This is a genomic window from Nocardia sp. NPDC058244 (genome assembly GCF_042882065.1).
Lineage (GTDB): Bacteria > Actinomycetota > Actinomycetes > Mycobacteriales > Mycobacteriaceae > Nocardia.
Map to the genome: position 1 here is coordinate 269,742 of NZ_JBHVWX010000004.1, position 12,269 is coordinate 282,010.

Annotated in this window: 16 protein-coding genes; 11 read left to right on the plus strand and 5 right to left on the minus strand. The window is 70.3% G+C overall.

What is annotated here, in order from left to right:
* Positions 1 to 30: 30 nt before the first annotated feature.
* Positions 31 to 456 (plus strand): thioesterase family protein, encoded by a 426-nt coding sequence (locus tag ACFVW6_RS14330; protein WP_355277193.1) that lies wholly within the window; start codon positions 31 to 33, stop codon positions 454 to 456.
* A 5-nt stretch (positions 457 to 461) separates the two neighbouring features.
* Positions 462 to 1,133, plus strand: coding sequence for a hypothetical protein (locus ACFVW6_RS14335; RefSeq protein WP_357348181.1), 672 nt, complete (start codon positions 462 to 464; stop codon positions 1,131 to 1,133).
* Between the two features lie 48 nt (positions 1,134 to 1,181).
* Here ACFVW6_RS14335 and ACFVW6_RS14340 read toward each other — a convergent pair whose 3' ends face one another.
* The 3 genes from ACFVW6_RS14340 to ACFVW6_RS14350 form a co-directional block, all read right to left on the minus strand.
* Positions 1,182 to 1,691 (minus strand): DinB family protein, encoded by a 510-nt coding sequence (locus ACFVW6_RS14340; protein WP_378827707.1) that lies wholly within the window; start codon positions 1,689 to 1,691, stop codon positions 1,182 to 1,184.
* A 101-nt stretch (positions 1,692 to 1,792) separates the two neighbouring features.
* On the minus strand, positions 1,793 to 2,113 hold the full coding sequence (locus ACFVW6_RS14345) for an AzlD domain-containing protein (RefSeq protein WP_355276973.1): 321 nt from the start codon (positions 2,111 to 2,113) through the stop codon (positions 1,793 to 1,795).
* Positions 2,114 to 2,186: 73 nt separating this feature from the next.
* Positions 2,187 to 2,885 (minus strand): AzlC family ABC transporter permease, encoded by a 699-nt coding sequence (locus ACFVW6_RS14350; protein ID WP_355276976.1) that lies wholly within the window; start codon positions 2,883 to 2,885, stop codon positions 2,187 to 2,189.
* Positions 2,886 to 2,952: 67 nt separating this feature from the next.
* Between ACFVW6_RS14350 and ACFVW6_RS14355 the strand changes: the two genes are divergently transcribed.
* Positions 2,953 to 3,522 (plus strand): XRE family transcriptional regulator, encoded by a 570-nt coding sequence (locus ACFVW6_RS14355; protein ID WP_355276977.1) that lies wholly within the window; start codon positions 2,953 to 2,955, stop codon positions 3,520 to 3,522.
* Between the two features lies 1 nt (position 3,523).
* Here ACFVW6_RS14355 and ACFVW6_RS14360 read toward each other — a convergent pair whose 3' ends face one another.
* Complete coding sequence (locus ACFVW6_RS14360; RefSeq protein ID WP_255588610.1) at positions 3,524 to 4,237, minus strand: HNH endonuclease; 714 nt, start codon at positions 4,235 to 4,237, stop codon at positions 3,524 to 3,526.
* Positions 4,238 to 4,422: 185 nt separating this feature from the next.
* Between ACFVW6_RS14360 and ACFVW6_RS14365 the strand changes: the two genes are divergently transcribed.
* From ACFVW6_RS14365 to ACFVW6_RS14380, 4 genes are all read left to right on the plus strand, one after another.
* Positions 4,423 to 4,836: a globin gene (locus ACFVW6_RS14365; protein WP_355276981.1), complete on the plus strand. Its 414-nt coding sequence runs from the start codon at positions 4,423 to 4,425 to the stop codon at positions 4,834 to 4,836.
* Positions 4,837 to 5,012: 176 nt separating this feature from the next.
* Complete coding sequence (locus tag ACFVW6_RS14370) at positions 5,013 to 6,614, plus strand: glycoside hydrolase family 13 protein (protein WP_378827702.1); 1,602 nt, start codon at positions 5,013 to 5,015, stop codon at positions 6,612 to 6,614.
* 70 nt (positions 6,615 to 6,684) lie between these two features.
* The gene (locus tag ACFVW6_RS14375) at positions 6,685 to 6,963 is read left to right on the plus strand and encodes a hypothetical protein (protein ID WP_355276987.1); all 279 of its coding nucleotides are present in this window, start codon (positions 6,685 to 6,687) and stop codon (positions 6,961 to 6,963) included.
* Positions 6,950 to 7,414, plus strand: a complete 465-nt coding sequence (locus ACFVW6_RS14380; RefSeq protein ID WP_355276990.1) for a DUF5130 domain-containing protein — start codon at positions 6,950 to 6,952, stop codon at positions 7,412 to 7,414. Before ACFVW6_RS14375 ends, ACFVW6_RS14380 begins: the two co-directional genes overlap by 14 nt.
* A gap of 23 nt (positions 7,415 to 7,437) precedes the next feature.
* Here ACFVW6_RS14380 and ACFVW6_RS14385 read toward each other — a convergent pair whose 3' ends face one another.
* Complete coding sequence (locus ACFVW6_RS14385; protein WP_378827699.1) at positions 7,438 to 8,472, minus strand: helix-turn-helix domain-containing protein; 1,035 nt, start codon at positions 8,470 to 8,472, stop codon at positions 7,438 to 7,440.
* Between the two features lie 400 nt (positions 8,473 to 8,872).
* On the opposite strand from ACFVW6_RS14385, the gene ACFVW6_RS14390 reads away from it, so the two are divergent.
* From ACFVW6_RS14390 to ACFVW6_RS14405, 4 genes are all read left to right on the plus strand, one after another.
* Positions 8,873 to 9,496: a pyridoxamine 5'-phosphate oxidase family protein gene (locus tag ACFVW6_RS14390; RefSeq protein WP_378827697.1), complete on the plus strand. Its 624-nt coding sequence runs from the start codon at positions 8,873 to 8,875 to the stop codon at positions 9,494 to 9,496.
* Positions 9,497 to 9,575: 79 nt separating this feature from the next.
* The gene (locus ACFVW6_RS14395; protein WP_378827695.1) at positions 9,576 to 10,721 is read left to right on the plus strand and encodes an MFS transporter; all 1,146 of its coding nucleotides are present in this window, start codon (positions 9,576 to 9,578) and stop codon (positions 10,719 to 10,721) included.
* A 13-nt stretch (positions 10,722 to 10,734) separates the two neighbouring features.
* Entirely contained in the window at positions 10,735 to 11,364 is a 630-nt protein-coding gene (locus ACFVW6_RS14400; RefSeq protein WP_378827693.1) for an HD domain-containing protein, read from the plus strand.
* Positions 11,365 to 11,391: 27 nt separating this feature from the next.
* Positions 11,392 to 12,258, plus strand: a complete 867-nt coding sequence (locus tag ACFVW6_RS14405; RefSeq protein ID WP_378827691.1) for an alpha/beta fold hydrolase — start codon at positions 11,392 to 11,394, stop codon at positions 12,256 to 12,258.
* Positions 12,259 to 12,269: the final 11 nt, after the last annotated feature.

The following is a 12,269-nucleotide window of genomic DNA, read 5'->3' on the forward strand; positions in this document are numbered from 1 at the left end:
AACACAGCCACGGCCGCGCCGGGGGCGAACCTGGTGTTGCCCCAGCGCTTTCACGCCAAGGTCGAGATCCGCTGGTCGGACATGGACGTGTTCCAGCACGTCAACCACGCGCGGATGGTGACCCTGCTGGAAGAGGCCAGGATTCCGTGGCTGTTCGACGAGGACAAGCCGACGGCGTCGATGGGGCGGCAGGGCTGTGTGCTGGTCGACCTGCATGTGAAGTACCGGGGCCAGTTGCGGCACGAGGACACCCCGCTCGACATCGCCATGTGGGTCAAGCAGTTGCGGGCGGTCGACTTCACGATCGGCTACGAGGTGCGCGCCAGCGGCGCCGCCCCGGATTCGACGCCCGCGGTCACCGCCACCACCCAGCTCGCCGCGTTCGACATCGAGACCCAGCGGTTGCGCAGGCTCAGCGACACCGAACGCGACTACCTGGCCCTGTGGCGGGCCTGACGTCCGTGAGCTCCGAACAGCGGGTGCTGCACGCGCCCGATCCGGCCGAACGCGAGAACCTGGCCACCTTCCTCACCCGGGCGACCCGGCTCGACGCGGCCGCCGTGGTCCGGCTGCGGCGGCGTGGTTCCAGCCTCGTCTCCGCGTGGGTCGCAACGGGTTTCGAGACGCTCGCGGTGCGCACCGTGACCGCCGAGCTCGGCGTCGACGATGTCACCGTCGGCGCCGACACGGTGCTGGCGGGGCTGCGCACCGGTCATCCGATCGACCTCGGCTACTCGATGGATTCGGCCTGGCGGGGCGCGCTGCCACCCGCCGAAGGCTTCACCCACGTCGACGACGTCCCGGCCCGGGCCCTCGTCGAGCTGGCCGAGCGCGGTGCCGACCTGGCCCGCGAGCACGGCGGTGCCCACGGCCCGCCCGCCTCGCTGCTCGACCAGTCGGTGCTCACCGTCACCGGCGCGGACGATCTCGCGGTCGAGGTCCCGATGCGCGTGGTCTTCGCCCTCACCGCCATGGATTTCATCCCGCACGCGGGGGAGAAGGCCGAATCGCGCCGCATCCAGCCCACGGAACTGGTCCGGGTCCGCGCCACCCGCACCTGGCTGCGCCTCGACGCCCGCTACGGTTCGGTCGCGCGGCGCCTCGGCGGCGGAATCCCGTTGTCGCCCAGCTGACATCCGCGCTGTCCGGCGCGGTCGGGGGAATTGCGGGCCCGCGACGGATCAGACGCCGGTGGTGCCGTCGATGCGTTCGCGGAGGAGATCCGCGTGGCCGCAGTGGCGCGCGTACTCGGCGATCATGTGCGTGTAGATCCAGCGCAGACTGACCCGGCCGTCCAGGAACGGACTGGTGTCGTCCAGCTCGCGTGCGGCGCAGTTGCGGCGGGCCTGGGCGATCTCGTCGTGCCAGATCGCGACAGCCTTGTCGTAGGACGAGTCGTCGGTGAGATCGAACCCGCCGTCGTGCCCCGCGGTGTCGGCGGTCGGGTCGTAGATCGGCGGCGCCTGCTCCCCGGCGAGGACCCGGCGGAACCAGTTCCGTTCCACCTCGGCCATGTGCTGGAGCAGACCGAGCAGCGTCAGCGCCGACGGTCCGGCGGCGATCCGCAACTGGTCATCGTCGAGTCCCTGACATTTGAGCGCCAGCGTCGCGCGATAGAAGTCGAGCCACGCCTCCGCGGTCGCGCGTTCATCGGCATCCAGGGGCGGCATCGGCCGTTCGATGGTGGTCACGGCCGACATGGTGCCAGTCCGGTCGGACATCGTTTCCGTGTCGACGCGTGCTACCGAGTGAAGCGGCGGTCGCGAGCGGTGGCACCGGGTGGTGAGTCGGGTCAGTGCACGCCGGCCAGGCGCAGGAGTGCCGTGGTCGCCGCGGCGGCGATCACGGTGACCAGCAGAGGAGCGCGACGCCAAGCGAGGATGCCGCCGACGCCGACTCCGGCGGGCAATGCGATGCCCAGCTCACCGGAGCCGGTCGGGAGGGTGGCTGTCGCGACCAGCGCCGCGAGCAGGATCAGGGCGCCGGTGTCGAGCAGGTGGATCATTCTGGGCGACAAGCGGAGTCGATGCCGCAGGGCGGGGCCGGTCCAGCGCAGCGCGTAGGTGCCGACGGCGAGGGCGAGCATCGCGGGGAGCAGGTACGGGGTGTTCACGCGGCACACCGTCGCGGGGAGGTGGCCATCGCTGAGGCCAGGGTTGTCGGTGGGCCCGGTGGAGTGGTCGAGGTCAGCATGGTTGCGCCGTCGGGGTGATGGTCTTCTCCGGCGGACGCAGCGCGAACACCAGGCCGAGCAGGGCGATCAGCACCGGCAGCCCGGCGGGGACGAACGGGGCGGCGACCACGGCGAGAGCCGCGCCGACCAGGACCGGGCGCAGGGTGGCGCGGTCGCGCAGGGCGGGCAGGATGAGCGCGAGCAGGATGACCGGGAAGACCGCGTCCAGGCCGAGGGCCGAGGTGTCGGGGACGAGCGAACCGAGGGCGGCGCCGATGCTCGCACCGAGCGGCCAGCTCAGGGCGACGCCGATGCCGCAGGCCCAGTAGGCGGCGCGCTTGCGTTCCTGGTCACCGGGCGCGGTCGCGAACGCGACCGACTCGTCGTTGAGCACGTGGATGCCGAGCACCCGCTGCCAGCCCCGGCCGAACACCTCCGGCGCGGACAGGCCGTACGGCAGGTGCCTGGCGTTGAGCAGCAGTCCGGCGACCACGGCGGCGAGTGGGCTGCCACCGGCCGCGACGATGCCGAAGAACAGCAGCTCGGACCCGCCGGCCAGCACGGTCACCGCCATCACGATCGGCATCCAGACCGGGAATCCGGCCGCGATCGTCGACGCGCCGTAGGACACGCCGAAGAGGCCGACGGCCAGGCAGGCCGCGGCCACGGCGGTGAGGGTTCGCCGATCGAGTGTTCGCCATATCGAACGCATGTTTCTCATAATGAACGGGCCGGGTGGGTAAAGTCAACGCGACATCGCCAGCTCCCAGGAGGCGTAGATGGACCGGCAGGACCCGGTGACCGGACCACCCCAAGCGGTGATCGCGGCGTCGCTGCGCCGCGAACGCGCACGCGCGGGTTTGTCGCTGACCGAGGTCGCGAGCCGGGCGGGCGTCGCGAAATCGACACTGTCCCAACTGGAATCGGGCACCGGCAATCCCAGCCTGGAAACCCTGTGGGCACTGTGCGTCGCGCTGGAAATGCCGTTCTCGCGGCTGCTGGACCCGCCCCGGCCCAACGTCCAGGTGATCCGTGCCGACGAGGGCGCGCCGGTGCCGTCGGCCGACGCGGACTATCGAGTGACGTTGCTCGCAGCCGGTCAGTCACACACCCGCTGCGACGTCTACCGGGTCGCAGCCGAGCCCGGCCACACTCGCCGCTCCGACCCGCACAACCCGGGCGTGGTCGAGCACGTGGTGCTGGCCGCCGGGCGCGCGCTGGTCGGCCCGGCGGACGAGCCCATCGAGATCGGCCCCGGCGACTACGTCCGCTACCTGGGCGATCTTCCGCACATCTTCGAGGCGCTCGAGCCGGGGACCTGGGCCTCGATGGTCATCGAGAGCCCCTGAGTCAGGCGGCTCCTTCGCCGAGGTACTGCAACCAGATCGGATCCAGGTCGGCGGTGGTGGACAGCAGCCGCCAGTGCGGGCCCTTGGGGGAGACCAGGGGGTGGCGCAGCGTCCAGCCGAGCTCGGTGAGCATCTTGTCGGCCTTGCGGTGGTTACAGGGGGCGCAGCTGGCGACGCAGTTCTCCCACGAGTGCTCGCCGCCGCGGCTGCGCGGGATCACGTGGTCGATGGTCTCGGCCTTGCCGCCGCAGTATCCGCAGCGATAGCGGTCGCGGTGCATGAGCGCGGCACGGGTCATCGGCACCCGGGCGCGATAGGGCACGCGCACGTAGGTGCGCAACCGGATGACGGAGGGAATCGCCACTTCGGCACCCGCCGAATGCAGGACCGGGGCTTCGGGGTTGTCGTGAACGGCGTCGGCTTTGGCGCAGATCAGCAGGACAACAGCACGGCGCGCGGACAGCGCGGTGAGCGGCTCGTAGGTGGCGTTGAGGAGGAGGACCCGGCGTTTGCGCCATGCGGCGGCGTCGTGGTCTCCGGCAAGGTGCAATGGCGCGGGGTGATGCGGCAGGTCGTGATGACCGTGTGCGCCCGGATGGTGATCGGACAAGATGTGCAGCGGAATGGCCCCCGAGCCACGATTGTGGACGTCGGCGGGCTGGAGTTGTCGGTGCGCGCGCGCCTCGTGTGACCGGGCGCCTGGTCGCTGCTTCATCTTGACCTCAATTTCATGATTGGCAGGATCATGTGGTATCTGGGGCCGATACTGCCCCCCAGTTGACCATGGTTCCGCCGGTATTGCACGGCTATTTTTCAAACTTCCGGGTGAACTGTGGTTGAAGGGCCGCGCGTTCGTGACCGCGGCTGCCGCCCGGCCGCCCGCCGGGCCATCGGGGCACAATGGAGGCCGTGACTTCAGGTGAGCAGACAACGACCTCGTTCTACGAAGCGGTGGGTGGCGCCGAGACGTTCCGCCGCATCGTGTCCGTGTTCTATCGCGAGGTCGCTGCCGACGAGATCCTGCGCCCGCTGTACCCGGAGGAGGACCTCGGCCCGGCCGAGCGCCGACTGCGGATGTTCCTCGAACAGTACTGGGGCGGTCCGCGCACCTACTCCGACGAGCGCGGGCACCCGCGGCTGCGGATGCGGCACCACCCGTTCGTCGTCGGCCCGCTCGAGCGCGACGCCTGGATGCGGTGCATGACCATCGCGGTCGGCGAGATCGAGCCGTCGATCCTGGACGACGCGCACCGCAAGCAGCTGATGGACTACTTCCAGATGGCGGCCGCCTCACTGCAGAACGCGCCCGGCTGAGGGTGAGGGTGCCCCGCGTTCGCTGATGACCGGCAGGTGGCGCCGCGGTTTCGGCTCGATGCCGAGGTTTACCCCGGTGTTTCGCCCCGGCGTGGCGAACGCTGGCGATTTGCCAGATTCGCAGAAAGTCTCGCGCCGTAGGAATATCCCGGGCAATCTTTGGCAATATTGCGGTTGTGACACAGACACCTGCCTCGCCGGTGCCGGGGGAAAACAGCACCGCTCCGTGGTGGACAACCGCCGTGTTCTATCAGGTCTACCCACGCTCGTTCGCGGACTCCGACGGTGACGGTGTCGGCGATCTGGGCGGCGTTCGCGAAAAGATGGGCTACCTGGAGTTACTGGGCGTCGACGCGCTGTGGATCTGTCCGGTGATGCGCTCGCCGCAGGCCGACGGGGGCTACGACGTGGCCGACCCGCGCGACATCGACCCGCTCTTCGGCGGGCTGGCCGCCTTCGACGAGCTGATCGCCGAGGCGCACGACCGCGAGATCAAGGTGACGATGGACCTGGTGCCCAACCACACCAGCGTCGAGCACCCGTGGTTCGCCGCGGCGCTGGAGGCGGCGCCGGGCAGCCCCGAGCGAGCCCGCTACCTGTTCCGGGACGGCCGCGGTCCCGACGGCGCCGAGCCGCCCAACAACTGGCCGAGCATCTTCGGCGGCCCGGCCTGGACCAGGATCACCGAGCCGGACGGCACGCCGGGCCAGTGGTACCTGCACATCTTCGCGCCCGAACAGCCGGACCTGAACTGGGAGAATCCCGAGGTCGCCGCCGATTTCGAGAAGACGCTGCGGTTCTGGCTCGACCGCGGGGTCGACGGCTTCCGCATCGATGTCGCGCACGGGATGGCCAAGCCCGACGGCCTGCCCGACATGGCGAAGGTCGAGACCAAGATGCTGGTTCACGACGACGACGATCCCCGCTTCAACAATCCCGGCGTGCACGCTATCCACCGCCGCATCCGCACGGTGCTCGACGACTACCCGCACGCGGTATCGATCGGCGAGGTGTGGGTCGACGACAACACCCGCTTCGGCGAGTATGTCCGCCCGGACGAACTGCACCTGGCGTTCAACTTCCGGCTGGCCGAGACCCCCTTCACCGCCGAGGGCGTGCGCGCGGCCATCACGCACTCGCTCGACGCGGTGAGCGGTGTCGGTGCCCCGCCGACCTGGACGCTGTCGAACCACGACATCGAACGCGAGGTCACCCGCTACGGCGACGGCCGCACCGGGGTGGCGCGGGCGCGGGCGATGATGATGGTCGAGCTGGCCCTGCCCGGCGCGGTCTTCGTCTACAACGGCGCCGAACTCGGCCTGCCCAATGTCGACGATCTGCCCGAGGACGCGCTGCGGGACCCGGTGTGGGAGCGCTCCGGTCACACCGAACGCGGGCGCGACGGCTGCCGGGTACCGATCCCGTGGGAGGGCGCGGCCACCCCGTTCGGCTTCACCACGGGCACCCCGTGGCTGCCGATCCCCGCCGACTGGGCCGACCGCACGGTGGAAGCCCAGCTGGAGACCCTGCATTCGACCCTGTCGCTGTACCGGCTGGCGATCGACCTGCGTGGCACGCGACCGGAATTCGCGGGCGACCGGATCGAGTGGTACGGCAGCCCGGACGGGTGCCTGGCCTTCCGCAGGCCCGGGGGACTGATCTGCGTCCTCAATGCCTCCGACGGGCCGATCCAGCTGCCGCCGGGGGAGGTGCTGCTGGCCAGCGCCCCGGTCGCCGACGACCGGCTGCCCGCGAACGCGGCGGCCTGGCTGGTCTGAGGAGGGCGGACACGCGGTTTCGGGAGTGCCGGAGGATGAACTACTACACAGCATCGTCTACCGTTGGTCCGTGAGCATTCTCGAGACAGTGCTGATCTTCGTCGGCATCCCGGCCGCGATCTACTTCGCGATCGCGGGTTTGTCCTATCTCGGTAAGCCATTCCCCGGCGAGAAGCCGGCCCACTTCGCGCTCGGGCAGAAGTGGACCCACCAGCCGGTGCTGTGGAGTGCTACCGATGAGGTGACCGCCGCGGCGGGTCACCACACCGCCGAGTCGCATGGCAGCCATGCGGCTCTCGACGCCGCGAACGCGGAGCTGATCGGAGGCCGGGCAAGTGGCAAGTTCTAATTGGCCTGCGGTGGTCGAAGCCGACCTGCCGCACGGATTCGCGCTGACCAGCAGCGGCCGCGTCTCGGGCGTGCACGAGCCGGGCACCGTCTTCGACGAGGTGCCGTTCACCGACCGTGAGCGCATCATGCTCGACAACGCGCTCACCGAAGCGACCCGCGCGACCAAGGTCCGCTTCAACATCTACCTCGGCGATCTCGGCAACGACCCGGCGGCCGGCGCCGACGCGGTCCTGCCGAACACCCCCGAGGCGGCCGACTCGGTGCTCATCGCGGTCTCGCCGAACCAGCACGCCATCGAGGTGCGCTCCGGCGCCAACGTCGCCGAGCGTGCCAACGATCGCATCTGCCAGCTGGGCGTCACCGCCGCGCTGGCGTCGTTCCGTCAGGGCAACCTGATCGACGGCCTGATCTCCGCCGTCCGCGTGATGGCCGCGGCCATCGGCCGCTAGTTCGTTTCCGCCGAACGGCGCGTTCACCTTCGGGTGAACGCGCCGTTCGTGTTTCCCGGCCCGGCGGCCCGCCGGAAGGTGTCCGGGCTCTGGCCGGTCCAGCGCCGGAAGGAGCGGCGCAGGGTCCGCGCGTCGCTGTAGCCGAGGCGGGCGGCGATGGACTGGACGGGGAGGTCGGACTCGCGCAGGAGCGCTTCGGCGCGCTCGCGGCGGGCGGCGTCGACTTCGTCGCGCCAGGTGGTGCCCGCCTCGGCGAGCCTGCGCTGGAAGGTGCGGGGGCTGGCGGCGAAGCGGGCCGCGACGGCGGGGAGTTCGAGGTCGCCCGCGGCGAGTTCGTCGAGGATCGCGGCGCGCAGTGCTTCCCGGTAGGTGGGGACGGGGCCGGAGGTGGCGAGGGCGAGCTCGGCGTGCTGCCGCACCAGGGCGCCCAGTTGCGGGTCGGTGCCGGTGGGCAGCGCGCCGACGTCGAGGAAGGTCAGCTGGGCGCGGGGGGCGCCGAAGTCGATCCGCCGGGTGCCGAAGACGTCGACGAGGTGCTGCCGGGTGGCGGGCGCGCGCCGGCTGAGCGCGACGTGCACGGGCGTGATCGCCGTGCGCGTGGCCTCGCGCATCCGCCGCAGCACCGTCGTCAGGACGAAGTCCTCGACCGGAGCCAGCAGCGGATCCGGCTCGATCGCGTCGAACCGCAGGACCAGCAGTCCGCCGTCCTCGCGCACGGTCCAGCCGACGCCCGGATCGGTGACCAGTGCCCGCAGATCGAACGCGGCGCGGACGCCCTCGGCCAGGGTGGGCGCGCTGGTGAACAGGTAGTCCCATTCGAGCAGCTGCCCGCGCTCGGCGGCCGCGCCCGCGCGCAGCCCGGCGCCGGGACCGCCGACCGCGTGGACGAGTTCCCAGATGCGCCAAGTCGATTCGGTGGGGATGCGGGACAGTCCGTCGGCGATGCCCGCGGGATCGGGGCCGGGCAGATGCCGCAGCTCGGCCTCGGTGACCCCGACATCCCGCGCGGTCGCCCGGATCAGCCGGGCGGTGCGTACCGGGATGGTGCTGTCGATCACCAGCGGATGCTAGTCCACGGCGGTCGTGGCGCCCCAACCGAATTTCCGGCCGGTCGGGCTGGCGCGGAAAGTCCGCTGCGCGGCGTCGGCGGTCCGCCGTCGGGGCCCCGCCCGCGCCGTAGGTTCTGAGTACGCCGCGAAGGCGTTCCGTCGCCCATCCGAAAGTTTTTCCCCGAACCGGGAATCAAACACCTCCGCTCTAACCTTCTATCTGTTGTTAGATGGTTAGAGCGATGGCAGCCATCCTCACGAACCGAAAGGGCGAGCCCATGACCTTCCACACCGTCCCGCCGTCCGGCCGCGCCGCGCACGCCCGATTCGGTTCGATCCGAGCGCGACTGGCGCCGCGGCGGGTCCGCGTCGTCACCGGGAGCGATGCCGAACGGGCGAAGGGGTAGTCGTGACCGGGCGCTACGCGCAAGTCGCGTTCACTCCGCTGGTGCGTGCGCATCAGCGCGCGCACGGCAGCCTGCGCAGCTACGAGTGGATGGCGCAGGTGCCCGAGGTCGCCGACCGGATCGGGCCCGACGAGGCCTGGTTCATCGGCGAGCGGGACAGCTTCTACCTGGCGACGGTCGGTGAGACCGGCTGGCCCTACATCCAGCACCGCGGTGGCGCACCGGGATTCCTGAAGGTCCTCGGTGAGCGCACGCTGGGCTTCGCCGACTTCCGGGGCAACAAGCAGTACATCAGCCGCGGCAATCTCGACCACGACGACCGGGTCTCGCTGTTCCTGATGGACTACGCCACGCAGACGCGGATGAAGATCTTCGGCCGGGCGCGGGTGGTCGAGGCCGCCGACGATCCGGACCTGATCGCCGCGCTCACGATCGAGGGCTACCCGGCGCGGGTCGAGCGCGCGGTGCTGATCGAGGTAGAGGCGTTCGACTGGAACTGCCGCCAGCACATTCCGCCGCTGTTCCCGCGCGCGGCGGTCGCCGAGGCGATGCAGGTCCTGCGGGATCGGATCGGCGAACTGGAAGCCGAGATCGCCCGCCTACGAAGCGATTCCGCGCGCGATTGATGTCCGGCGACGGGAATGCCGCCGACCGCGGCCCAGTTATAACCATTCAAATCACATTAGATAGTTAGGAGGTGACGGCATGCGACGTGAACATCTCGCCTGGGCCGGACTCGCCGCGATGACCGTGTCGTTCGGCCTGAACTTCACGATGGGCGTGTTCTTCGCGCCGACCGCCGCCGCGTACGGCGTCTCGGCGACAGCGCTGGCCGTCGCCGCCGCGCTGGGCACCGCGGTCACCGGGCTGGCGCAGCAGGGCATCGGCAGGCTGCTCGACCTGTTCGGGCCCAAGCTCGTGCTGATCGGCGGGCTCACCCTGATCTCGAGCAGCTACCTGGTGCTGGCCACGGTCACCGAGACCTGGCAGTTCGTCGCGGCCTACATGGTGCTCGGCGGCCTCGGCTTCGCGTCCTCCTCGACGCTGACCGTGACCACCCTGCTCGGCCGGGCGCACGGCGCGCAGGCCGGACCCGCCATGGCGCGCGCGGCGATCGGCATCAACCTGGGTCAGCTGATCACGCCGTGGGCGGCCACGGCGCTGTTCGAGCCGATCGGCGTGCGCGGCACCTTCGCGCTGCTCGGCGCGATCGGCCTGGCCGCCACCGCCGTGCTGTGGCGGTTGCTGCCGACGGATCAGCGGGCGGCGACGGTCGCCGGCGCCGGGGAGTCGCTGGCCGACCGATGGACAGTGCTGGTGTCCTTCGGGTTACACGCGGCGACCCTGTACGTGGTCGTGCTGATGCTGCCCAAGCACGCGGTGGAGCAGGGCTGGTCGGTGGCGGGCGCGGGCAGGCTCGTTGCCCTGGCTGCCCTCGCGGCCGGACTCACCTCGGCCGCGATGGTGCGCCTGCTGCGGTGCTATCCACCGGAACCCCTGCTGCGGGTGCTGTATTCGGTGCGCCTGGCCGCCCTGCTGCCCGCCGTGTTCGTCCCCGGCCCGCAGGTGCTGGTCGTGGTGGCCGTGCTGTTCGGCGTCGCCTCGTTCCCGGTCATCCCGCTGACCATGGCGATCCTCTCGCGCGGCCTCGACCCGGCCCGGATGGGCCGCACGCTCGCCCCGGCCTGGGTGATCCACCAGCTGTCCGCTGCCACCGGCCTCGCCGTGGCGACCGTCGTACACGCCCTGACCGACAGCTACCGCGGCTATTTCGCGCTGGGTCTGGTGTTCACCGCCGCCGCCGCGGCCCTGATCACTCCGGTTCGCCACCGCGAACCGGTCACCGCCTGAAAGGAAAACCCCGATGACCGAGCTTCCGGCGATTCCGGATTCCGCGCTGGTGGCCGAGGCCACCGAGCTGGTCCGCACCGCGGCGAGCCCGCTGATCTACCACCACTCCCGCCGCGTCTACTACTTCGGCGCCCTGCGCGGGGCGGCGTCGGGCCTGAGCTACGACCCCGAGATCCTCTACGTCGCCGCCATGTTCCACGACCTGGGCCTGACCCGGCGCTACCGCTCCGGCAACCAGCGCTTCGAGATCGACGGCGCCGACGAGGCCCGACGCTTCCTGCGCGCACACGGCATCGCCGACTGCCTGGCCGACCTCGCCTGGACCGGCATCGCCCTGCACACCACCCCGGAGATCCCCCTGCACATGGCGCCCGAGATCGCGCTGGTCACGCGTGGCGTCGAGCTGGACGTGCTGGGAATCGGCTACGACGCGATCTCCGACCGACAGCGCGACGCCGTGGTCGCCGAGCATCCCCGCCCCGACTTCAAACGCCAGATCCTCGCCGCCTTCACCGACGGCATCCGCGACCGCCCCGACACCACCTTCGGCACCGTGAAAGCCGATGTGCTGGCCCATTTCGTCCCCGGCTTCCGGCGCGGCGACTTCGTCGAGGTCATCCAGAACTCCGCCTGGTCCGAGTAATCACCCACCGAGAAAGAGAGATCCATCATGAGCCAGATCCGCCACAACACCGTCCAGATCCAGGGCCACACCGTCTTCTACCGCGAAGCGGGCGACCCGGACCGTCCCACTGTGCTTCTGCTGCACGGCTTCCCGACGAGCTCGGCCATGTTCCGCAACCTGATCCCGGCCCTCGCCGAGGACTACCACGTCATCGCGCCCGACCACCTGGGCTTCGGCCAGTCGGCCGCGCCGGGTGTCGACGAGTTCGACTACACCTTCGACGCGCTCACCGACATCACCCTCGACCTGCTCGACACCCTCGGCATCGATCGCTTCGCGATCTACATCCAGGACTACGGCGCCCCCATCGGCCTGCGCATCGCCTCGCGCAACCCGGAGCGGGTCACCGCGATCATCACCCAGAGCGGCAACGCCTACCTGGAGGGCTTCACGCCGTTCTGGGAGGTACTGTTCGCGCACGCGACCGACCGCGTCACCCATGAACCCGAGGTGCGCAAGCTGCTCGAGCTCGACGCCACGAAATGGCAGTACACACACGGTGTTCCGGCCGACCGGCTGTCGCTGGTGAGCCCGGACACGTGGACTCTCGACCAGGCCTACCTGGATCGCCCTGGCAACAAGGAGATCCAGCTCCAGTTGTTCTTCGACTACAAGAACAACCTCGACGGTTATCCCGCGTTCCAGAAGTACTTCGCCGAGCATCGCCCGCCGACCCTGATCGCCTGGGGTGAGCACGACGAGATCTTCGGGGCCGACGGTGCCCGCGCCTACCTCAACGACCTGCCCGACGCGGAACTGCACCTGCTCGACGCGGGCCATTTCGCCCTGGAGACGCACGGACCGGAGATCGCCGCGCTGATCCGCGACTTCCTCGGCCGGACCCTGCGCTGAGCCCGACGGAC

Coding starts and splice junctions, on each gene's coding strand:
- ACFVW6_RS14350 (WP_355276976.1), bottom strand. CDS start 2,885: ATGCGTTCGATATGGCGAACACTCGATCGGCGAACCCTCACCGCCGTG.
- ACFVW6_RS14355 (WP_355276977.1), top strand. CDS start 2,953: ATGGACCGGCAGGACCCGGTGACCGGACCACCCCAAGCGGTGATCGCG.
- ACFVW6_RS14360 (WP_255588610.1), bottom strand. CDS start 4,237: ATGAAGCAGCGACCAGGCGCCCGGTCACACGAGGCGCGCGCGCACCGA.
- ACFVW6_RS14365 (WP_355276981.1), top strand. CDS start 4,423: ATGGAGGCCGTGACTTCAGGTGAGCAGACAACGACCTCGTTCTACGAA.
- ACFVW6_RS14395 (WP_378827695.1), top strand. CDS start 9,576: ATGCGACGTGAACATCTCGCCTGGGCCGGACTCGCCGCGATGACCGTG.
- ACFVW6_RS14400 (WP_378827693.1), top strand. CDS start 10,735: ATGACCGAGCTTCCGGCGATTCCGGATTCCGCGCTGGTGGCCGAGGCC.
- ACFVW6_RS14405 (WP_378827691.1), top strand. CDS start 11,392: ATGAGCCAGATCCGCCACAACACCGTCCAGATCCAGGGCCACACCGTC.